We start from the raw sequence: 20,178 nt of genomic DNA, 5'->3' as shown, positions 1-20,178 counted from the left end.
AGCATTTGGTTGGGGCAGGGCAATGGGACGAAAGGATGGTTATGAAGATCAGGTTAGCGACAAACGACGATGCAGCGGCGATTGCGCAGATGTGGCACTTGGGCTGGCATCAGGGCCATGCGGCTGTAGTGGACGCGGAACTGGTGCGATTGCGCACACCGCAAGAGTTTGCGACCCGCACGCTGGCGCATCTGGCCCAGTGCCATGTGGCCGAGAGTGATGGCGTATTGGCAGGTTTCTTTATGCTGGAGGGGGACGAGCTTTATCAGTTTTATGTGGGTGCGGATCATCAGGGCAGCGGCGCGGCCACCAAGCTGATGGCAGCAGCCGAGGCTGAACTGGTGGGGCGTCGCGCATGGCTTGCGTGTGCTGTAGGCAACGAGCGTGCCGCAGCCTTTTACCGCAAGGCAGGCTGGCAGCATGTGCGCACAGGCCCCTACGAGGTCGAGACATCAGGTGGCCCACGCCAAGTGCAGGAATGGCGGTTCGAAAAGCAGCTATAGACCTGATGCTGAGCAGGTTTTTTGGCAATATCGGCAAAAATTTCGTCGCCCGTCTCAGAGGGTAGCGGCGAGTTTGCGCAGCTCGAACTTCTGGATTTTGCCGGTAGAGGTTTTTGGCAGTTCCTGAAACACCACCTTTTTGGGTGCTTTGAACCCTGCCAGCGTTTCGCGGGTAAAGGCGATAAGCGTTGCCTCGTCCACCTGCGCACCTTCTTTCAGCTCGATAAACGCGCAAGGCACCTCTCCCCATTTCTCGTCGGGTTTGGCGACCACAGCGGCCAGCATCACGGCGTCGTGGCCCATTAGCGTGCTTTCCACCTCAACGGACGAGATGTTCTCGCCGCCCGAGATGATGATGTCTTTGGCGCGATCCGCGATCTGGATATAGCCGTCGGGGTGCTGGATCGCCAGATCGCCCGAATGGAAGTACCCGCCCGCAAAGGCTTCTTGTGTGGCTTGCGGATTTTTCAGATAGCCTTTCATAACCGAGTTGCCGCGGATCATGATTTCGCCCTGTGAGGCGGCATCGCGGGGCACCTCGGCCATGCCGGTGTCCATGACGGTGATGTGCTCCATCTGGGGAAAGGCCACGCCCTGTCGGGATTTCACAGCGGCAAGTGCGGGTTTGTCGAGGCTTGCCCAGTCTTCCTCGCGCCAGATGCATTCAGTCACGTGGCCGTAGGTTTCGGTCAGGCCGTATACGTGGGTGACGTTGAAACCCAACGCTTCGATCTTGCCCAGCGTTGCGGGTGCGGGGGGCGCGCCTGCGGTGAAAATCTCGACTGCGTGGTCAAAGCTGCGCCGCTCGCCCTCGGGCGCGTTGACCAGCATGTTCAGCACGATGGGTGCGCCGCCGAAATGTGTCACACGCTCATCCGCGATGGCGTTGAAGATTGCGCTGGCGGTGATGTCGCGGCAGCAGACAAGGGTGCCGCCGATCAGAGGCATCATCCAAGTGTGGTTCCAGCCGTTGCAGTGAAACAGCGGCACGATCTGCATGAACACCGGATGCAGCACCATGCGCCAGCTGATCACGGTGCCCATTGTCATCAGATACGCCCCACGGTGGTGATACACCACGCCCTTGGGCCGCCCCGTGGTTCCCGAAGTGTAGTTGAGTGCGAGGCTCTCCCACTCATCCTCGGGCATCACCCAGTCAAAACCCGCATCGCCGCCTGCGATCATATCTTCGTAGCAGGGATGGCGGCCTGTGGCGGGAAAGCCTGCGGGAGCATCGGGAACTTCGATGATTTTCGGGGCAGGGCCATCCATGCGGCCAATCGCGGCCTCGGCCAGATCAACAAACTGGGTGTCTGCCAGCACAACAGACGCGCCGCCGTGATCAAAGATATAGGCGACAGTATCTACATCAAGGCGGGTGTTGATCGTGTTGAGAACCGCCCCGCAGGCCGGCACGCCAAAATGTGCCTCCGCTTGCGCGGGAGTGTTGGGCAGCAGAGTGGCGACCACATCGCCCGTGCCAACCCCCATGTTCGACAGGGCCGAGGCCAGCTGCGTGCAGCGCGCGTGATATTGCGCATATGTAACGTGGTGATCGCCATAGACGACGGCCTCGCGCTGGGCAAATACATCGGCCGCGCGGCGCAGGTGCGAGAGCGGGCTGAGGGCCACATAGTTGGCTGCGCATTTCTCCAGCCCTGTTTCGTCTTTCATCCAGCCCATCTTCAGCCCTCCCGACAAGAATATTGCGATTGCGTCAAAGCACGATATGCAGGGGGAAGAAATTTGCAATCGCCAAGTTGGCGGAGCGTGGGGAACAGACGGATGAGTGATACAGCCTTGCGGCCCGGTGCGGCGGCTCTTTCCATTCTGGTAGGGATGTTTGCGCTGGGTATTACTGACAATTTTGTCCCCTACATCAGCGAGACAGGATCGCTGTGGCAGTTTCATATGGTCCGTGGTGCGCTGGCCGTTGTCTTGTTGGTGCTGGTCGCTGCGATGGGTATCGGTGTGATCCGTCCCGTCAGCCTGCGCGCCGTGTTGGGGCGCAGCCTGTTTCCGGCCAGTGCGATGTTGATCTACTTTGGCTGTCTGTCGGTGCTGCCCATCGGCGTGGTGGTGGCGGGGCTGTTTACGGCCCCGTTGTTTGTGCTGCTGATCTCTGTCGTGTTTCAGGGTGCCAAGGTCGGGCCAGTGCGCCTTGGTGCGGTGCTGCTGGGGTTTATCGGGGCGCTGATGGTGATCCAGCCTGATCCGCGGAGCCTTGATCCTGTAGCGTTCCCGCCGATTGTGGCGGGGATGCTCTATGCCGTTGGTGCGGTCGTAACCCGTATATGGTGCGCGCAAGAAAGCACGATTGCCTTGTCGGCGGGGTTTTTCGGAATGCTGACACTGTTCGGGGCGATTGGTCTGCTGGTGCTACCATCGGGAGGGCCAGAAGGGTTTGAGGGATTTGTGCAGCGTGGCTGGGTGCCGCTGACGGGCTCGATGTGGTTCTGGATCGCGGTGCAGGCGGTGGGCAGCATTATCGGAATCGGCCTCATCTTTCGCGGCTATCTGCTGGGCGAGGCGGGATATGTCGCTGTGTTTGAATACTCGCTGCTGGTTTTTGCGAGCTTTTGGGCATGGATCCTTTGGGATCAGGCGGTGGGGCCACTGGCAATGGCTGGCATGGTGCTGATTGCGGGCGCGGGAGCGGTGATTACCCTGCGCAGCGATGACGCAATATCTGTGCGGGCTGTAAAGGTGCCAGAGGAATGATCCTGTCACGCGGGCGGCGATACCTCTTTATCCATGCGCCCAAGACGGGCGGCACATCGCTGTCGCTGGCGCTGGAGGCGCGGGCGATGAAGGATGACATCATGCTGGGTGACACGCCCAAAGCAAGGCAACGGCGCAAGCGGCTGGAGGGAGTGAAGGCCGCAGGCAGGCTGTGGAAGCACGCAACGCTGGCCGATTTGAATGGCTTGGTCACCCTCGGGGAGTTGGACGATCTGTTTATCTTTACCCTCGTGCGCAATCCGTGGGACCGGATGGTCAGTTATTATCACTGGCTGCAGGAGCAGTCGTTTCAGCACCCTGCCGTGGACTTGGCCAAGGCGGTGCCGTTTGACCGCTTTGTGGCCGCGCCCCTCATCCACGAGAGTTTTGCCGCATCGCCTGCCGCATCCTACGTAACCGATGCGCAGGGGCGCGCGCGGGCCAGCCTTTATATCAGGTTGGAGCATCTGGCGCAGGATATTGAACCGCTTGAGGCGCATTTGGGCTTTGCGCTGGATATCCCGCATGTGAATCGCAGCGCGCGGATGCGGGATTATCGTTCTGCCTATTCGGATGCGACCCGTGCACTGGTGGCGCAGATGTGTGCCAAAGATATCGCGCAATTCGGATATCGTTTTGAGCCTTAGGCGCGGGCGCCGCTGTTAACCCTGCAAGAAGAATCACATTGACCCGCCTGTCTGGAGGAAAGTTGGCCTGTTTTTCCTAAATCGGCCTGTGAGTGGTGTGTATTGTCCACGCTCTCAAGCAAATCTTTAGGTTTTTGGGAGAATTGTGGGGGTGCTGGGCGACAATGCCCCAAATCTGCCCTGATCATGGCGTTTGGTTGCCCTGAGAATCATAGCAATTGGGTTCATCAAAACAACGCATCACAAAGAGGGTGCAACACTTAGGGGAATGGAAATTATGTTCGGAATGGGTTTCAAAGCGACACAGCCAAACCGCCGCACTGTGGAGATGACAGGCGCTTATGACGGGGGCATGGCCACGCAAAGCCACGGATTGATGGCAGGCACGCGGGTTGCCAGCAATCTGGGATGGCGCGCAATTGATGCGCTGGCCGTGGGCGACAAGGTGCTGACGTTTGATCACGGTATGCAGGTTATCACCGAAATCCGCCGCGCCCATGTCTGGCTGGATGCGCCGGAAACAGCCGAAGCGATGTGGCCTGTTGTGATCCCTGTTGGTGCGCTGGGCAACCGCGAAGAGTTGGTTCTGCTGCCCGATCAGGGTGTGATGGTCGAGAGCGATGCAGCGCAGGATATGCACGGTGATCCTTTTGCCATTTTGACCGCCAACAGCCTTGTTGGTCTGCGCGGTATCCGTCGCCGCCAGCCTATGCAGCGGGTTGAACTGATCGCGGTCTATTTCGCCCATGACGAAGTGATCTATGCCGAAGGTGGCGCGTTGATCCATTGCCCTGCAGATATGTCCACACTGGACAAGTTTCTTGAGGCGGGTGCGCAAACCTATCAGGTTCTCAGCGGTGAAGTTGCAGAAGAGCTGGCCGATATGATCTATCTGGAAGATGAAATTATGATGCCGCAGGAGCATGCGCAGGCGCAGTATGCGGCGATGTAATATGCACCGCTAAAAGTTGTTTTGATACCATCCCCATGGTTGAAACAAGGGTCGCTTTGGCGGCCCTTTTTTCGTGTGGTTGCCATTTTTCGGGCTGCAGCCCGCATGGGAGCAGAGGGGCAGGCAAGCTGACCCATTGCACCGTTCGAACCCGCTAATTCACCTCGAATACCCGTAAAACCGGGCCTGTGCGAAACAGTCTGTTTCAGCTGCCTTGCCGCATTTGGGACATGATCACCATCTAGGCCAACGCCAGCTATGGCCTTGCCATGGTGTGTTATTTGTAAAGATTGATGGAACCACAGTATGCCAGCAGACGGGCACGAAAGCGCGCACGATCACGACCGTAGCCATGGGACAGGTATGGCAGACCAGCCTGCTGCGCTGGCTGGAAACATTGAGATCCATGCAGGCGACACTGCGCAGTCTGCCTATAGCGAAATGCACAACGATTTGCCTGTCTGGTCACTGACACAGATGGTTAATGACATCGACAAGCTGTCCAACTGGACCGTCGATACCGTCACGTTCGCCTTTCCGGTTGATGAATCCAGTGATTACATCGGCAACTCGCGTGAGGGGACGCTGGCGGGCTTCACTGCCGCGCAGGCAGCTGCGGGCCGCGAGGTGATGGACCTGTTTCAGGATCTGATCAACGTGGAGTTTGTTGATCTGGGCGCCAATGCCGATCCCGCGGATGATGTGGATGCGGAAATACGGTTTTACAATTCTACCTTGTCAGGCACTGCGGGGGGCGCGCCAGCAGGCAGCGGCACCGCCGGAGACATCTGGGTGTACAACTATGAACCTGCAAAGGCCGAAGGCTATAACCTCACGCCGGGGGGCTATCACTATCATATTTTGCTGCACGAGATGGGCCATGTGATGGGCCTGTCCCATACCTCGTTCAAATCGGGCGATAGCTATGCCGAGCGGGCGAACTACCTGCAAAACAATGCCGCTTACAGCATGATGAGCTATCTGACCGCAGGGTCGGGCGGCTTGGATTGGGATACCGGATATTCGTCGACGCCGATGCTGGTGGATGTGGCAGCCCTGCAATCGGTTTACGGCGCGAACATGGGCACGCGGACAGGTGATACTGTCTATGGGTTTAACGCCACCGCTGACCGTAATGCGTTTGATTTTGACGCGCTTTTGGCGGAACACGGCAAGATTGGTGCTGTGACGATCTGGGATGCGGGCGGGACCGATACGCTGGATATGTCCAAGTTTGCACAGAACGGATATATCAGTTTGGTCGACGGCACCCATTCCAGCGTGGGGGGGCATGACCTTAACCTTGCCATCGCCAAAGGCGCGGTGATCGAGAATGCTATTGCAGGCAGCGGGGATGACCGTCTGCTGGGCAATGCGGCGGCTAATGTGCTGACGGGTGGCATGGGCGCAGATACGCTCTTGGGTGCGGCAGGCGACGATTTTCTGACCGGAGATATGAGCACGGCAGACGCGCGTGATTTTACCGTTACGGCTGCGGTGTTGCATGGCGCGCAGGGTTTGGACTTCACGTTTGACGGCGCGGGCTCGACCGCGCTGACCATAGAGATGCTGATCGCTTTTGACGCTGATGTGGCGGGCGGGCAGTGGTTTGCGGATATGCCTGGCGATTGGACTATTGTGTATGACCGCGGCAACGGGGGCCTGTGGTACCGTGCCAACGGCACTTGGGCCAAGGTTGATATCCGTCCCTCGGATGTTGATGACGAGGGGCTTCACCGCTTGTCCATCGCCTATGATGGCGCGGGTGGGAAGGTGGCCTTTTATCTGGACGGGATCCTGAGATCTGAGTTCAAAGGAGAGATCGTGCCGCAACTGGTACTGGACACTGCCGAGAGTTTTGGCGTGGACCATGATGGTATGATCGCCGATGTGCGCATTTTTGATGGGCTGCGCAGTGCCGATGACATCTATGAAAACCATCTCAACAGCATTGCCGCCGATACCGAAGGTTTGCTGTCATATGTGGTGTTTGACGATGATAAGGCACGCGATCTGGTAGGTGACGGTGATGTGACATTGCACGCCGATGCGACTTTCCTCACTTCTGAAACGATCACGCGTGACGATACGCTGATCGGGGGGGCGGGGAGAGATACGCTCGTTGGGGGTGAAGGTGCGGACCATATAAATGGCGGTCCGGGCACTGATCTGGCCGATTACCGCAGCTCTGCCGCCGCTATTGAGATCGACCTCGCCAAGGGTGTGGGTCTTGGGGGGGATGCCGAAGGTGATATGCTTAAAAACATTGAATGGGTCATCGGATCAGGCGGTGCGGATGTTTTGGGCGGAAGTGCAAAGAAAGACACCCTCAGCGGTGCAAGCGGTGATGATACCCTATCTGGTCAAGGCGGGAATGACCGTCTTTTCGGGGGCAACGGGCATGACCATCTTGAAGGGGGCGCTGGCGATGATCGTCTTACTGGCGGGGGTGGGCGTGATCACTTTGTCTTCTTCAATGAGGGCGGGACCGATATGGTGACCGACTTTGACCTCAAAAAGGACACGCTGACCTTTGCTGATGCAGATGACTTTGATGCGCTTGCGATCTCGTCGCATAATCTGGGCGCATTCGTGCAAGCGGGGAGTGTTGCGGCAATTATCATGGGGGTTGATGCGGCAGACCTGACAGACACGCACTTTGATTACACCGTGTTTGACGTGGCTTGAGGTTGCTCTGTTTCGAATAATAAAAAGGGCGCCGCTGTGGCGCCCTTTTTTGTTTCAATATAGCGGTTTAGGCCGCAACGCTGTCCTTGGGTCCAAAGCGGCCATAGAAGGTCTGGTTTTTGGCGGCCATTTCGCGCAGCAGGGCAGGTGGTTCGAAACGCTCCCCGTATTTCGCGGCCAGTTCTTCGCAACGCTCCACTGCGTAGGGCGTGCCGATCATATCGAGCCATGACAGCGGGCCACCGGACCAAGGTGCAAAGCCCCAGCCGAGGATCGCGCCCACATCGCCTTCGCGGATATCCATGAGCACGCCTTCTTCAAGCGCACGGACGGCCTCAAGGACCTGAACGAACATCAGGCGGTCTTGGACGTCTTGCAAGGTAGGCTGCTCTTCGGCCAGCGGGTATTTGTCCTGCATGCCTTTCCAATACCCAAGGCGCTTGCCCTTTTCGTCATAGTCGAAATAGCCTGCTTTGGTCTTGCGGCCCAAGCGGCCTTTCTCTTCGAGCCAGACGATCAGATCATCGGCCTCGGAGGCAGGATAGGCGTTGCCCATTGCGGCCTTGGTGGCGCGCATGATTTTGGTGGCAAGGTCCACGGATGTCTCGTCGCCCAACTGCACCGGCCCCACGGGGAAGCCCAGCATTTGTGCCGCTTGGTCGATGTACCACGGGGCCACGCCTTCGGTAATCATGCGGTTTGCCTCGCCACCGTAAGGGATGATGCAGCGGTTGGCGTAGAAGAAGCGCGCATCGTTGACCACGATCGGCGTCTTGCGGATCTGGCGCACATAATCGAGTGCCTTTGCCACCGCGCGGTCACCTGTGTTGGCTCCTTTGATGATTTCCACCAGCAACATACGCTCCACGGGAGAGAAGAAGTGGATGCCGATGAATTGCTCTTGGCGGCTGGACGCTTTGGCCAGATCGGTGATCGGCAGGGTGGAGGTGTTGGAGGCGTAGATGCAATCCTCGGGGATGACTGCCTCAACCTTTTTGGTCATCTCGGCCTTCACGGCGGGGTCCTCGAACACGGCCTCGATGATCAGATCACAGCCTTTGAGCGCATCAAGGTCAGGCGTGGCGGTGATGAGTGACAGCAGCGCCTCTTTCTTCTCTACCGTGCCTTTTTTGCGGGCGATGCCTTTGTCCATATAAGCTTCGGAATAGGCTTTGCCTTTGTCGGCTGCGGCTTGATCGCGGTCGATCAGCACAACCTCGATGCCAGCCTGCGCAGAAACAAGCGCAATGCCCGCGCCCATCATGCCAGCACCTAGCACGCCCAGCTTTTTGACGCGCTGGTCGGGGATGCCTTCGGGCCGGACGGCGCCTTTTTCCAATGCTTCCTTGTTCAAAAAGAGCGAGCGGATCATGGCGGAGGAGGAGGGGTTCATCAAAACGGAAGTGAACCAGCGTGCCTCGATCTTGAGGGCTGTGTCGAAGGGCACCAGCGCGCCTTCGTATACGGCCGAGAGCAGTGCCTTGGCGGCAGGGTAGACGCCTTTGGTCTTGCCATGCACCATGGCCGAGGCACCAACAAAGGTCATAAAACCAGCAGGATGATAGGGCGCACCGCCAGGCATTTTGTACCCTTTTGCGTCCCATGGCTTTAAGATGTCGGCATCTTTCGCGGCCAGAACCCAAGCGCGGGCATCTGCCATTGGATCATCGCTAACCTCATGGATGATGCCAGCCTTTTGCGCCGCGGCAGGTGCCAGCATTTTGCCTTCCAGCAGCAGTGGAGAGGCGGCCATTGCGCCCAGCATACGGACCAGACGTGTGGTGCCACCTGCACCCGGAAAAATACCGACCTGAATTTCGGGTAGGCCGATGCGCGCCTTGGGGTTATTCGCCACAAAGATGCGGTGCGTGGCCAGCGGCAGCTCCAGCCCGATGCCAGCAGCCGTGCCGGGCAGGACGGAGGCAATCGGCTTGCCGCCCTTGTTGGTCTTGGGGTCCATCCCCGCACGCTCGATCTTGCGCAGCAGGGCGTGCATGCGCATCGTACCCTCAAACAGGCCCTTGGCGGGATCGTCGCCAGCGTCGGATTTCATTTTTGCCAGCAGGTTGAGATCCATGCCGCCCGCAAATGAGCCTGCCTTGCCGGATGTGATGATAATGCCTTTTACAGCATCGTCAGCCAGCGCTTCGTCCGTCAGACGGTCCAGATCTTCGAGCCCTTCAACGGACATCACGTTCATGGATTTATCGTCTACGTCCCATGTGATGGTGGCGATGCCGTCGGCATCTGTGATCATTGTAAAATCGGTCATGTGGTGTTCCTGACTTATGTCTGTTTGGCAGGCGCGTTGGCATTGAGCGCGTTCAGCGCGGCGCCTACGGCCATATTTTTATCGAGGGCGTATTGGCTGGAAGTGATTTTCCATTCGCCGTCAATCAGTTCGATTGTCGAAAATGTTGGATACGGGTCAGTGATCCGCTGCGCTGCGCACATCAAATGGGTTACATGCGTTGAACCTATTTGTGTTTCACTGCGGTATTCACTGGATTCGCAGACGCGCACCAGATCCGTCACACCCTTGAGTCTGAAATCGCAGATTGTCCGGTCAAATAGCTCTCTGAACGCCTCCGGAGTATCTATCGAAGCCTTGTGATCTGATGTCGCGATGAAATAGGGGAGCTGAAAACACGCAGCAAACTTGTCAAAATCATCGGAGAGCAAAGCATCACCGGTGATTTTGAGCAACCGTTCGCAGATACCGCTCACTTCGTTTTCAGCGCCCCCATGCATAGCATTAAACCCGTTCGATGATTGTTGCGGCTCCCATACCGGATGCGATGCAAAGCGTGGCTAGGCCGACCTCTTTGTCCGCGCGCTCAAGCTCGTCCAACAGGGTGCCGATGATCATCGCACCTGTGGCACCCAGCGGGTGACCCATCGCGATAGAGCCGCCGTTTACGTTGACCTTGTCATGATCCACATCAAACGCCTGCATGAAACGCATAACGACCGAGGCGAAGGCTTCGTTCACTTCGAACAGGTCAATGTCGTCGATGGTCATGCCATTGTCCGCGAGGATTTTCTCGGTCACTGGCACGGGGCCTGTCAGCATGATCGTAGGATCGGTGCCGATCTTTGCGGTAGCTCGGATGCGTGCACGCGGCTTGAGGCCGTATTTCTCGCCGAATTCCTTGTTGCCAATCAGCACAGCTGCGGCACCGTCCACGATACCGCTGGAGTTGCCCGCGTGGTGGATGTGATTGATCTTTTCCAGATGCGGGTATTTCAGCAAAGCAATGTTATCAAAGCCCGGCATCACTTCGCCCATTTGCTGAAACGCAGGGTTCAGGCTGCCGAGGGACTGCATGTCGGTCTGAGGGCGCATGTATTCGTCATGGCTGAGGATCTCTAGGCCGTTTTGGTCGCGGATGGTGATGACGGAATTGGCAAACCGCCCTTCGTCCCACGCCTTTTTCGCGCGCTGCTGGCTGGCGATGGCAAGCTGGTCAGCGTCTGTGCGGCTAAAGCCGTATTCGGTCGCGATGATATCTGCGGAAATGCCTTGGGGTACGAAATACTGGTCAATCGCGATCGAGGGATCGGCGGCAATCGCAGCGCCGTCACTGCCCATGGCCACACGGCCCATCATCTCCACGCCGCCTGCGATATAGGCCATGCCTGCGCCGCCCTTAACCTGGTTTGCGGCCAGATTAACTGCTTCCATGCCCGAGGCACAGAAACGGTTGATAGCAAGGCCTGGAATACGCTCGTCGAGGTCCGAGGCCAGCACGGCAGAGCGGGCAAGACAGCCGCCTTGCTCCATCACTTGGGTCACATTGCCCCAAATCACATCCTCCACGGCATGGCCTTCGAGGTTGTTGCGTTCTTTCACAGCGTTCAATGTCAAGGCGGACAGGCGCAGCGATGTCAGTTCGTGCAGGGCGCCATCTTTTCGGCCTTTGCCACGCGGAGTGCGCAGGGCGTCGTAGATATATGCTTCGGTCATGGGGGATGTCCTTTTGTTATTCTTAGGTCAGAGACTGCAGCAATCTGGGCTACAATCAGGTGAGCAATCTGGCGATGTGTCCGCGCTGCTGCTTTTGCCGCGAGGGCAGGAGCAGATGCCGCAATAGTCGCAATAATCGTACCAGCGGGACTTCTTTTTGTGGTTTGACTTGTCCTCGTCTTTGGTGTGGTCGTGAAGCGCTAGGGCTGCTTTCCTGCAATCTTCAAAGCGCTTTAGGATGAGTGGAATGGCCTTGAACGTGCCCAGATCGGAAATCGCGTATTTTGCAAAGCCCGAGCACCCCGTACCGCCATGCGCCAACCTGTAGGCGCAGCCATACCCTTTGCGCGGTGAGAGATACCGCTGATAGGCACCGATGGCCAATAGAGCAGGAGCGCGCAACATACCTCATGCGCGATCTGCAGGAGAGCCAGGCATGAGGTCATACGGTGCCTTCCAGCCCGGTGTTTCAGACAGGCGGGTGAGCCATGCATCGATGTTGGCATATGCGCCGCGGTCAAAGCCGAAAGGCTCAGGATAGTACAAATAGCCACAGCAGCTCAGATCGGCATTGGTGATGCCGTCGCCGACGATCCAGTCGCGCCCCTCAAGGTGAGTGTTGAGCAAATCATATGCCGCTGCGAGACGACCTTGGTTGAATGCAATGACTTCTTTGGGTTGTTTGTCCGCTGGCAGGAAATTCATCAAGAACCGCGTCATGCCGGCCATGGAGCTAAGCTTATGGTTGTCCCAAAGCACCCAGCGCATGATCTCGCGCCGCTCTGTCGCGTCTTTGCCGCCGAACTTGCCGGATTGCTCGGAAATATAGTCCTGAATGACACCTGATTGTGTAAGCGTTACATCGCCGTCTACCATTACAGGTACTTCACCCAGCGAGTTTATGGTGCTGCGGTATTCTGGCGTGCGCGTCTCACCTCCAAAAAAGTCGACCTTTACAGGTTCCCACGCCAGACCTGAAAGCTCCAGCGCCAGTGCAGCCTTATACGCGTTTCCGCTTTCGCCGAAGCAGTAGAGTTTGATTGTCATGGTCGGGTTCCTGTTGCTGATGTCGAAAGCGGGCAAGCCCGCGTGAGTTTATAGGAAAAATAAAGAAGCGGGGGCCGTGTGCGACGTCGAGAAGGGGCGCTGTCAGTAAGGGCTTCTTTATTTTTCCCTTAAACTCAATCCCGTCCTGTGAGCGCGCGCCGCTCGTTACAGATTGCGTGCAATCAGCTCCTTCATGATCTCGTTTGTGCCGCCGTATATCCGCTGCACACGTGCGTCTGCCCACATCTCTCCGATGGCGTATTCTTGCATGAACCCATAGCCGCCGTGCAGTTGCAGGCATTCATCCAGAACCTTGCCTTGGGTGTCGGTGAGCCAGTATTTCGCCATGGCTGCACGGTCTACGGTCAGCTCACCGCGCAGATGTTCAGCGATGCATTGGTCGAGGAAAGCGCGGGCGACGGTGGTTTTGGTTTTGCATTCGGCCAGTTTGAAGCGGGTGTTCTGAAACTGTGTCAGCGGGCCGCCAAAGGCTTCGCGCTCTTGGCAGTATTCTATTGTACGGGCAAGCGCGCCTTCCATGGCCCCAACCGCTTCGCAGCCGATGATCAGGCGTTCCTGAGGCAGCTGCTGCATCATTTGGTAGAACCCTTTGCCCTCTTCCCCGCCAAGGATGTTTTCGGGCGGGATTTCGACGTTGTCGAAGAAGAGTTCGGAGGTATCAGAGGCGTGTTTGCCAATTTTCTCGAGGTTCCGGCCGCGCTGGAAGCCCGCAGCGCCGTCGGTTTCGACCACAACGAGGCTCACACCCTTGGAGCCTTCGGCAGGGTTGGTTTTGGCCGCGACGATGATCAGGTTGGCGTGCTGACCATTGGTGATAAAGGTCTTTTGGCCCGACAAGCGGTAGGCATTACCGTCTTTGATGGCTTTGGTCTTGATGCGTTGCAGGTCCGATCCGGTTGAGGGTTCGGTCATCGCCAGTGCGCCGACTAACTCTCCCGTCATCATCTTGGGCAGCCAGCGTTTCTTCTGCTCTTCAGAGCCGTAGTTCAGCACGTAATGTGCCACAATGCCGGAATGTATGCTGTGGCCCCAACTCGCCAGATTGGCGCGGGCTGCTTCGATCAGGATCGCGGCTTCGTGGCCAAAATCACCACCCGCGCCGCCGTATTCTTCTGGCACCGATGGACAGAGCAGGCCCAGTTCGCCCGCTTGATACCATGCGTCGCGGTCCATCTCGGACTGCTTGCGCCATTTCTCGAATTTCGGCGCCCATTCGGTATTGATGAAGCTGGCTGTCATCTCGGCCAGCATCTTGTGCTCGTCGGTCATCCATGTGGACGTTGCGGGGGCGAAATCTTTCATCTGCTTATCCGATCACTTTCGTTGTGCCTTTGGGAAAGCTGACACCTTTGAAATCGGGGTATACCTCGCGCATCAGGTCGATTTGCTGGGCATCGTCGATACGGATCAGATACCACTTACCGCCGTCTTCCAGCGTGAGCGTGCTGTTGTTTGACTGCAGCTTGGTGCCGTTCGGGGTTTGTACAACTGTCTGCGTGGGGATCAAACCGTAGGGGCGGCCCGAGGGGGTGGTCAGAAATTTTGCCTGATCAAGCGCCATGCCAAAGGAGACAACCTTGATCTTGGCAGTGGCTTCGCGGGTCAGCTTGGCCATTTCGCGGCGCAATACACGCTCGGACACACCGCCACGGGCTGCAATCGCGGTGATCATGCGCGGGGGGACGACATTGATAATCTCGGTGGTGTTGCCGCGCACAAATGCACGCTCGAAACTGGCGATGCGCTGCGCGATATCGGCGCGGTCTTGGGACGGCAGATTGTAGGGCGCGGCGCATGCGGCCACAAAAAGAGTGGCAGCGATAAGCAGGGTACGGATCATTTTGGTATCTCCTCTGTCACGTTCGGCGCCTTTTCAGCGCTCTGGTTGTGGGGGGCGGTTATCTTTTGCGATTCTCCAAATCGGAGTTGAACAGCCGCAGGCGGGCGGTCAGGTTTTCTTCGTTCATGACGGATGAAAAGTTCTCGAACAAAAACGACAGGGCTTCGCCTTCGTCCAGCCCTGCATCGGCGCTGAATTTCTTGAGGCGGCGATAACCGTCTTCCGTCATGGCGACGGGAAAGCGGCGGGTAAGGCGAAATCGTTTTGGCACAGGTCTCTCCAGATAGGGCAGGCGGAGGGATGTGCCCCCGCCTGCACCAGTTTAGAAGTTTGCCGCGTCCAGCGCCATCACCGTGTCTGCACCGGATTGAATGCGTGTCAGGTGCAGGGCAGTAGCAGGCAGTTGGCGTGCCATATAGTAGCGTCCTGTTGCCAACTTTGTCTCATAGAACGTGGCGTCGGATGCGCCGTTTGCCAGCGCCTCGACCGATGCTTTGCCCATCATCGCCCACATCAGACCAAGGCAGGTATGACCGAACATGTGCATAAAGTCGTTGGAGCCAGCCAGCGCATTATTGGGGTTTTTCATACCGTTCTGCATGAAATACATACCTGCGGCCTGCAAATCCTTTGAGGCGGCTTTCAGTGGTTCGATAAAGTCTTTGTCGAACGCCTCGTCCTTGCCGGCATTATCTTTGCAGAAGCCTTTGACCAGATCAAAGAAGGCCATCACATGCTTGCCGCCGTCCTGTGCCAGCTTGCGACCAACCAGATCAAGCGCCTGTACGCCGTTGGCCCCCTCATAGATCATTGCAATACGGGCATCGCGGGTGAACTGGGACATGCCCCATTCCTCGATATAGCCGTGGCCGCCGTAAACCTGCTGGGCCTTCACGGTCATGTCATAGCCGACATCGGTCAGGAAGCCTTTGATTACGGGAGTGAGCAGGGACACAAGGCCGTCTGCGTCTTTATCTTCGGAGCGGTGTGCGGCGTCGATCATTGTGGCGCCCCAGAGGATGAAGGCACGCGCGCCCTCTGCAAAGCTCTTTTGATCCATCAGCGAGCGGCGGATATCAGGATGCACGATCAGCGGATCGGCAGGCTTTTCGGGTGCTTCGACACCGGTGACAGCACGGCCCTGAAGGCGGTCATGCGCATAGGCCAGTGCGTTTTGATAGGCGACATCTGCCTGTGCCAGACCCTGCATGCCGACACCCAGACGGGCCTCGTTCATCATGGTGAACATGGCGCGCATGCCCTTATGCTCTTCGCCCAGCAAATAGCCTGTGGCGTCGTCATAGTTCATAACGCAGGTGGAGTTGCCGTGGATGCCCATCTTTTCCTCGATGGAACCGACTGCCGCGCCGTTGCGCGTGCCGATGCTGCCATCTTCGTTCACGTTGAATTTGGGCACGATAAACAGGGAGACACCCTTGATCCCCTCAGGGCCGCCTTCGATTTTGGCCAGCACCAGATGGATGATGTTGTCGGCCATGTCATGCTCGCCCGAGGAGATAAAGATCTTCTGACCAGTGATTTTATAGCTGCCATCATCCTGAGGCACGGCTTTGGTGCGCATCAGGCCCAGATCGGTGCCGCAATGCGGCTCGGTCAGGTTCATTGTGCCTGTCCACTCACAGCTGACCATTTTTGGCAGATAGGTGTCTTTTTGCGCGTCAGTACCGTGGGCAAGGATTGCGGAGGCCGCACCGTGGGTCAGGCCCTGATACATCGTAAACGCCATGTTGGAGGCCGAGAACATCTCGCCCACCGCAGAGCCGATGACTGTAGGCATGTTCTGCCCGCCGTATTGCTCGGGCATGTCCAGACCGGGCCAGCCGCCCTCTTTTACCTTCTCGAACGCGTCCTTGAAGCCTGCGGGCGTGTAGACCACGCCATTCTCCAGACGGCAGCCTTCTTTGTCGCCACTGACGTTCAGCGGCGCAAGAACCTCGGAGGTCAGCTTGCCTGCTTCTTCGAGGATTGCGGCTGTGAAATCAGGCTCCAGATCGGCATACCCCGGGATCGAGGCCTCAGTGACTTTCAGCACGTCATGCAGCACGAATTGCATGTCTTTCGTGGGGGCGGTGTATGTTGGCATTCGGTTTCTCCCTAGGTCGTTCGGTGTATGGCTTTATCCGGCTTTGCGAGGTTGACGCAGGGAGGAGATCATCTTTTCCCCCCATTTCAGCTGCTCGCGCAGATCGGTGATGGCGCTTTCGATGTCGGCGCGTTGCGCCTCGAGGTCTTGCAGGCGCTTGCCGGCCAATTCATAGCTTTTCTCAAGCTGGCTCAGCTGACCGTCGCCTTTGTAATATAGATCAAGCAGTTGGCGAATCTCTTCTAGAGAAAAGCCAAAACGCTTGCCGCGCAGAATCAGTTTCAGGCGTGCGCGGTCACGCTTGGTAAACAGGCGCTTTTGACCGATACGCTGTGGAAACAGCAGTTCTTTGGCCTCGTAAAAGCGCAGGGTACGGGGTGTCACATCAAAAGTGTCACACATTTCCCGGATCGTCAGTGTGTCGTTACTCATCAGGTTTCTCGCAATCGCGGCAGTCGGCGCCGCTTCGTCTGTTTCAGGGGATATCGCATTTCTGAGGGGTTACGTAGTGAGACGCCGCGTCAATTCATAGCCTTACGCATGGTGACTTAACGTCAACTTTTAGCGAGTTCATTTTTTGCGCGAAATTTTGCTGTCACGTGATCACGTGGTTGTGTGATGCGACGGGAATATTCGTTGTTTGATCCCGCTTCTTGTCCTGATTCAAAATTGTGTTTGCGCAATCAGGCCTTATGGCGATTTGCCCTGCTTTACACGCTAGCTTTACGGGCATGCCTATTGATGGCTGTTTTGGTTCAATGAGGGGCGTTGTTACAGAGTACTACCTTTGGTGGAAATTGCACGGATTTTCCCCTTACACCGGATTTCGCCCGAAACGGGTCAGTCTGGCGGTGCGCAAAGAGGCATCAAACTGCGAATCACTGGGTGCAGATAGCCTTATGGGCTGATGGGCGCGCTACGCTTTGGCAGCCAACGCTTCCACTGTCTCGTCGCGCAGGCGGGTCAATTCGCGTAGCGCTTCGTCCAGTTGTTTGCGCTTTTCGACCAGCTCGTCGATCTGGCCATTGGCCATGTCGACCCACGCGCGCATCTGCGCTTCGGTGCCCTCATGCTCATAAATAAGCAACCACTGGCGGATATCCTCCAGTGCGAAGCCAAAGCTGCGACCGCGCAAGATCAGCTCCATCCGTGCGCGTTCGCGCGCTGTGTAAAAGCGGGCGCGTCCCTCGCGGTCGGGCGTTAGCAGTTCGATATATTCGTAATACCGCAACGTGCGCGGGGTCACATCGAATTTTGCACACATTTCTTTGAAGGTCAGGCGTAAGTCTTCGCTCATGGCTGGGTCATCCTCCTGCCGCCTAAGCTAGAAGTGTCGGGCGGGATGTGCAACGGCTGCTCTTGCCCTTTGTTGGGGTGGCTGGTGTAAGGGTGTTGAAAACAGGTCATTTGCAGACCCGTCAGGAGAGATAATGGCTGACAAGACAGCGATTGCACGGCAATTCATTCAAGCACTGCCACATTCTGTAATGTTGGGCATGGAACCGCAGGAAATGGGCGGCGGGGTTGCATCAATCAGTATGCCTTACAGCGCCGATCTGGTAGGAGATCCTGTCACAGGCGTTATTCACGGGGGTGCGGTATCGGCGTTGATGGACACCTGTTGTGGTGCGGCGGTGATGTGCCATCCCGAAAACGCAGGTGGGACAGCCACGATTGATTTACGCATTGATTACATGCGCCCTGCGACACCGGGCCAGACGATCACGGCGCGGGCCACATGCTATCACATCACCCGCTCGGTTGCGTTTGTGCGCGCCGTTGCGCTGGATGACGATGCGGAAAATCCGGTGGCCACGGCCACAGGCGCTTTTACAGTGGAGGCCCGAAGATGAGCCCGCGCAAAAGACCCGAGCCTGTGCAAGTGATCAAGCAACGCCGCGATGCTGCGCTGCGCGCGCTGGCAGGCGCTGTGCCCTATATCCGGTTTCTGGGGATCGAGTTCGAGCGGCGTGGTGATGAGTTGACGGGGATCATGCCCTTTCGCCAACAGTTGATCGGAAATCCGCTACTGCCCGCGCTGCATGGCGGGGCCACTGCGGCGTTTCTGGAGATCACAGCTGTGATGACCCTGAACTGGGCGCATCTGTGGGACGATCTGGAGGCAGGCAAGCTGGATCTTGAGGACTGCGCGCCGGAAGAGTTGCCGCGGCTGCCAAAGACAGTAGATTTCACGGTAGATTATCTGCGCACCGGACTGCCGCGCGATGCCTATGCGCGGGCGCGGATCACACGGGCGGGTCGGCGCTATGCATCTGTGCAGGTTGAGGCGTGGCAGGACAACCGTGACCGTTTGTATGCGCAGGCGATGGGGCATTTTGTAATGCCAGCACCGCGCGATGCCTCCAGTGGCTAACACCCCGACTGAGCGGTTGAGCCATCGGCGGGTCCTGAGCATTGCTGTACCGATTGTTCTGTCCAATGCGACTGTTCCCATTCTGGGGGCCGTGGATACCGGTGTGGTTGGGCAAATGGGGTTGGCTGCCCCTATCGGCGCGGTGGGTATTGGTGCGGTTATCTTGTCGGCGTTCTACTGGGTTTTTGGTTTTTTACGCATGGGGACGGTGGGCCTGACAGCGCAGGCTGACGGGCAGGGCGACGCGGGCGAGGTCGCGGCCCTGCTGAGCCGCGCATTGATGATCGGGCTGGGCGCGGGCGTGGTTATTATCGCGCTACAATCAGTGCTGTTCTGGGCGGCATTCCATGTCTCGCCCGCCAGTGCCGAAGTCGAGGGGCTGGCGCGTCAGTATATGGCGTTGCGCGTCTGGTCGGCCCCTGCGGCCATCGCGCTCTATGGCATTACAGGCTGGCTGATCGCGCAGGAGCGGACGCGTGCCGTTCTGGTACTTCAACTGTGGATGAACGGGCTGAATATCGCGCTGGATTTCTGGTTTGTCATCGGGCTGGGCTGGGGCGTGCAGGGTGTGGCCTTTGCCACCACACTCGCCGAGTGGAGCGGCTTTGCGCTGGGTCTGTGGTTTTGCCGCGCCGTGTTTGCTGGGGCTGCGTGGCGGGCATGGGCGCAGGTGTTTGACAGTGCGCGGTGGCGGCGGATGATGGGGGTGAACTCTGACATTCTGGTGCGCTCGCTCCTGCTGCAGGCGATTTTTGTCAGCTTCATGTTTTTGGGCGCGGGGCAGGGTGACGCGACGCTGGCGGCCAATCAGGTGTTGATCCAGTTCTTGATGATCGCAAGCTATGCGCTGGACGGCTTTGCCTTTTCCGCCGAGACCTTGGTGGGTAAGGCATATGGTGCACGCGCGCCTGCGCGGGTACGGCGTGCGGCTTTGCTGGTTTGGGGCTGGGGTATGGCATCGGCTGTGGTTATGGGATGCGCTTTCGCAATATTCGGCATGATTATTATCGAGATCATGACCACGGCCCCCGACGTGCGCGATATTGCGCGGCTTTATCTGCCGTATCTGGTTGTGCTGCCCGTGATCGGGTGCAGTGCATTTATGCTGGACGGTATTTTCGTGGGTGCCACGCGCAGCCGCGACATGCGCAACATGATGGCGCTGTCTTTTGTCGTATACATAGCGTCGGTGATGCTGCTGGTGCCTACGCTGGGCAATCATGGTTTGTGGTTGGCCATGCTGATCTCGTTCATCGCGCGGGCGGTGACGCTGGGCGCGCGGTATCCCGCGCTGGAGCGTTCGGCTGCGTGATA

General features: G+C 57.8%; 20 protein-coding genes. 8 read left to right on the top strand and 12 right to left on the bottom strand.

Annotated features, from left to right (window positions below; translation table 11 throughout):
* The first annotated feature begins 41 nt into the window (after window positions 1-41).
* Window positions 42-503 (top strand): GNAT family N-acetyltransferase, encoded by a 462-nt coding sequence (locus tag Q0903_RS02355; RefSeq protein ID WP_299024753.1) that lies wholly within the window; start codon window positions 42-44, stop codon window positions 501-503.
* A gap of 54 nt (window positions 504-557) precedes the next feature.
* Here Q0903_RS02355 and Q0903_RS02350 read toward each other — a convergent pair whose 3' ends face one another.
* Window positions 558-2,186 carry an AMP-binding protein gene (locus Q0903_RS02350; RefSeq protein WP_299412530.1) on the bottom strand — a complete coding sequence of 543 codons (1,629 nt, stop codon included), beginning with the start codon at window positions 2,184-2,186 and terminating at the stop codon, window positions 558-560.
* A 102-nt stretch (window positions 2,187-2,288) separates the two neighbouring features.
* Between Q0903_RS02350 and Q0903_RS02345 the strand changes: the two genes are divergently transcribed.
* From Q0903_RS02345 to Q0903_RS02330, 4 genes are all read left to right on the top strand, one after another.
* The gene (locus Q0903_RS02345; protein ID WP_299412527.1) at window positions 2,289-3,224 is read left to right on the top strand and encodes a DMT family transporter; all 936 of its coding nucleotides are present in this window, start codon (window positions 2,289-2,291) and stop codon (window positions 3,222-3,224) included.
* Window positions 3,221-3,871: a sulfotransferase family 2 domain-containing protein gene (locus Q0903_RS02340; RefSeq protein WP_299412524.1), complete on the top strand. Its 651-nt coding sequence runs from the start codon at window positions 3,221-3,223 to the stop codon at window positions 3,869-3,871. The genes Q0903_RS02345 and Q0903_RS02340 overlap by 4 nt, the downstream gene beginning before the upstream one ends.
* A gap of 268 nt (window positions 3,872-4,139) precedes the next feature.
* Window positions 4,140-4,823, top strand: a complete 684-nt coding sequence (locus Q0903_RS02335; RefSeq protein ID WP_299412521.1) for a Hint domain-containing protein — start codon at window positions 4,140-4,142, stop codon at window positions 4,821-4,823.
* Between the two features lie 306 nt (window positions 4,824-5,129).
* The gene (locus Q0903_RS02330) at window positions 5,130-7,511 is read left to right on the top strand and encodes a M10 family metallopeptidase C-terminal domain-containing protein (RefSeq protein ID WP_299412518.1); all 2,382 of its coding nucleotides are present in this window, start codon (window positions 5,130-5,132) and stop codon (window positions 7,509-7,511) included.
* Window positions 7,512-7,578: 67 nt separating this feature from the next.
* On the opposite strand, the gene Q0903_RS02325 is transcribed toward Q0903_RS02330, so the two are convergent.
* From Q0903_RS02325 to Q0903_RS02280, 11 genes are all read right to left on the bottom strand, one after another.
* Complete coding sequence (locus Q0903_RS02325; RefSeq protein ID WP_299412515.1) at window positions 7,579-9,783, bottom strand: 3-hydroxyacyl-CoA dehydrogenase NAD-binding domain-containing protein; 2,205 nt, start codon at window positions 9,781-9,783, stop codon at window positions 7,579-7,581.
* 14 nt (window positions 9,784-9,797) lie between these two features.
* The gene (locus tag Q0903_RS02320) at window positions 9,798-10,262 is read right to left on the bottom strand and encodes a hypothetical protein (RefSeq protein ID WP_299412513.1); all 465 of its coding nucleotides are present in this window, start codon (window positions 10,260-10,262) and stop codon (window positions 9,798-9,800) included.
* Window positions 10,263-10,266: 4 nt separating this feature from the next.
* Window positions 10,267-11,478 carry an acetyl-CoA C-acetyltransferase gene (locus Q0903_RS02315; RefSeq protein ID WP_299024738.1) on the bottom strand — a complete coding sequence of 404 codons (1,212 nt, stop codon included), beginning with the start codon at window positions 11,476-11,478 and terminating at the stop codon, window positions 10,267-10,269.
* 27 nt (window positions 11,479-11,505) lie between these two features.
* A complete protein-coding gene (yidD, locus tag Q0903_RS19730; RefSeq protein ID WP_366141470.1) occupies window positions 11,506-11,883 on the bottom strand; it encodes a membrane protein insertion efficiency factor YidD in 378 nt (125 codons plus the stop codon).
* A gap of 3 nt (window positions 11,884-11,886) precedes the next feature.
* On the bottom strand, window positions 11,887-12,525 hold the full coding sequence (locus Q0903_RS02310) for a glutathione S-transferase family protein (RefSeq protein ID WP_299412508.1): 639 nt from the start codon (window positions 12,523-12,525) through the stop codon (window positions 11,887-11,889).
* Between the two features lie 165 nt (window positions 12,526-12,690).
* Window positions 12,691-13,848 carry an acyl-CoA dehydrogenase family protein gene (locus tag Q0903_RS02305; protein WP_299412506.1) on the bottom strand — a complete coding sequence of 386 codons (1,158 nt, stop codon included), beginning with the start codon at window positions 13,846-13,848 and terminating at the stop codon, window positions 12,691-12,693.
* Window positions 13,849-13,852: 4 nt separating this feature from the next.
* Complete coding sequence (locus Q0903_RS02300; RefSeq protein ID WP_299412503.1) at window positions 13,853-14,386, bottom strand: hypothetical protein; 534 nt, start codon at window positions 14,384-14,386, stop codon at window positions 13,853-13,855.
* Between the two features lie 58 nt (window positions 14,387-14,444).
* Window positions 14,445-14,657: a hypothetical protein gene (locus Q0903_RS02295; protein WP_299024730.1), complete on the bottom strand. Its 213-nt coding sequence runs from the start codon at window positions 14,655-14,657 to the stop codon at window positions 14,445-14,447.
* 51 nt (window positions 14,658-14,708) lie between these two features.
* Window positions 14,709-16,490 (bottom strand): acyl-CoA dehydrogenase C-terminal domain-containing protein, encoded by a 1,782-nt coding sequence (locus Q0903_RS02290; RefSeq protein WP_299412501.1) that lies wholly within the window; start codon window positions 16,488-16,490, stop codon window positions 14,709-14,711.
* Window positions 16,491-16,523: 33 nt separating this feature from the next.
* Window positions 16,524-16,922 carry a MerR family DNA-binding transcriptional regulator gene (locus Q0903_RS02285; protein WP_299024726.1) on the bottom strand — a complete coding sequence of 133 codons (399 nt, stop codon included), beginning with the start codon at window positions 16,920-16,922 and terminating at the stop codon, window positions 16,524-16,526.
* Between the two features lie 484 nt (window positions 16,923-17,406).
* The gene (locus Q0903_RS02280; protein ID WP_299024724.1) at window positions 17,407-17,787 is read right to left on the bottom strand and encodes a MerR family DNA-binding transcriptional regulator; all 381 of its coding nucleotides are present in this window, start codon (window positions 17,785-17,787) and stop codon (window positions 17,407-17,409) included.
* Window positions 17,788-17,920: 133 nt separating this feature from the next.
* On the opposite strand from Q0903_RS02280, the gene Q0903_RS02275 reads away from it, so the two are divergent.
* The 3 genes from Q0903_RS02275 to Q0903_RS02265 are packed head-to-tail and all read left to right on the top strand — an operon-like array spanning window position 17,921 to window position 20,176.
* Window positions 17,921-18,343, top strand: a complete 423-nt coding sequence (locus Q0903_RS02275) for a PaaI family thioesterase (protein WP_299412497.1) — start codon at window positions 17,921-17,923, stop codon at window positions 18,341-18,343.
* A complete protein-coding gene (locus Q0903_RS02270) occupies window positions 18,340-18,864 on the top strand; it encodes a PaaI family thioesterase (RefSeq protein ID WP_299024720.1) in 525 nt (174 codons plus the stop codon). The genes Q0903_RS02275 and Q0903_RS02270 overlap by 4 nt, the downstream gene beginning before the upstream one ends.
* A complete protein-coding gene (locus Q0903_RS02265; protein ID WP_299412493.1) occupies window positions 18,857-20,176 on the top strand; it encodes an MATE family efflux transporter in 1,320 nt (439 codons plus the stop codon). Before Q0903_RS02270 ends, Q0903_RS02265 begins: the two co-directional genes overlap by 8 nt.
* Window positions 20,177-20,178 lie beyond the last annotated feature (2 nt).

The sequence above is a fragment of the uncultured Sulfitobacter sp. genome (assembly GCF_947502895.1).
Lineage (GTDB): Bacteria > Pseudomonadota > Alphaproteobacteria > Rhodobacterales > Rhodobacteraceae > Sulfitobacter.
Note: the sequence above shows the minus strand (reverse complement) of the source record. Positions and strands in the feature narration are given on the sequence as shown.

What these genes read in the sequence shown, in the direction of transcription:
- Q0903_RS02310 (WP_299412508.1), bottom strand. Translation starts at nt 12,525, where the DNA reads ATGACAATCAAACTCTACTGCTTCGGCGAAAGCGGAAACGCGTATAAG.
- Q0903_RS02275 (WP_299412497.1), top strand. Translation starts at nt 17,921, where the DNA reads ATGGCTGACAAGACAGCGATTGCACGGCAATTCATTCAAGCACTGCCA.
- Q0903_RS02325 (WP_299412515.1), bottom strand. Translation starts at nt 9,783, where the DNA reads ATGACCGATTTTACAATGATCACAGATGCCGACGGCATCGCCACCATC.
- Q0903_RS02330 (WP_299412518.1), top strand. Translation starts at nt 5,130, where the DNA reads ATGCCAGCAGACGGGCACGAAAGCGCGCACGATCACGACCGTAGCCAT.
- yidD (WP_366141470.1), bottom strand. Translation starts at nt 11,883, where the DNA reads ATGTTGCGCGCTCCTGCTCTATTGGCCATCGGTGCCTATCAGCGGTAT.
- Q0903_RS02285 (WP_299024726.1), bottom strand. Translation starts at nt 16,922, where the DNA reads ATGAGTAACGACACACTGACGATCCGGGAAATGTGTGACACTTTTGAT.
- Q0903_RS02345 (WP_299412527.1), top strand. Translation starts at nt 2,289, where the DNA reads ATGAGTGATACAGCCTTGCGGCCCGGTGCGGCGGCTCTTTCCATTCTG.
- Q0903_RS02280 (WP_299024724.1), bottom strand. Translation starts at nt 17,787, where the DNA reads ATGAGCGAAGACTTACGCCTGACCTTCAAAGAAATGTGTGCAAAATTC.
- Q0903_RS02320 (WP_299412513.1), bottom strand. Translation starts at nt 10,262, where the DNA reads ATGCATGGGGGCGCTGAAAACGAAGTGAGCGGTATCTGCGAACGGTTG.
- Q0903_RS02355 (WP_299024753.1), top strand. Translation starts at nt 42, where the DNA reads ATGAAGATCAGGTTAGCGACAAACGACGATGCAGCGGCGATTGCGCAG.
- Q0903_RS02290 (WP_299412501.1), bottom strand. Translation starts at nt 16,490, where the DNA reads ATGCCAACATACACCGCCCCCACGAAAGACATGCAATTCGTGCTGCAT.
- Q0903_RS02270 (WP_299024720.1), top strand. Translation starts at nt 18,340, where the DNA reads ATGAGCCCGCGCAAAAGACCCGAGCCTGTGCAAGTGATCAAGCAACGC.
- Q0903_RS02340 (WP_299412524.1), top strand. Translation starts at nt 3,221, where the DNA reads ATGATCCTGTCACGCGGGCGGCGATACCTCTTTATCCATGCGCCCAAG.
- Q0903_RS02350 (WP_299412530.1), bottom strand. Translation starts at nt 2,186, where the DNA reads ATGGGCTGGATGAAAGACGAAACAGGGCTGGAGAAATGCGCAGCCAAC.
- Q0903_RS02305 (WP_299412506.1), bottom strand. Translation starts at nt 13,848, where the DNA reads ATGAAAGATTTCGCCCCCGCAACGTCCACATGGATGACCGACGAGCAC.
- Q0903_RS02315 (WP_299024738.1), bottom strand. Translation starts at nt 11,478, where the DNA reads ATGACCGAAGCATATATCTACGACGCCCTGCGCACTCCGCGTGGCAAA.
- Q0903_RS02335 (WP_299412521.1), top strand. Translation starts at nt 4,140, where the DNA reads ATGGAAATTATGTTCGGAATGGGTTTCAAAGCGACACAGCCAAACCGC.
- Q0903_RS02300 (WP_299412503.1), bottom strand. Translation starts at nt 14,386, where the DNA reads ATGATCCGTACCCTGCTTATCGCTGCCACTCTTTTTGTGGCCGCATGC.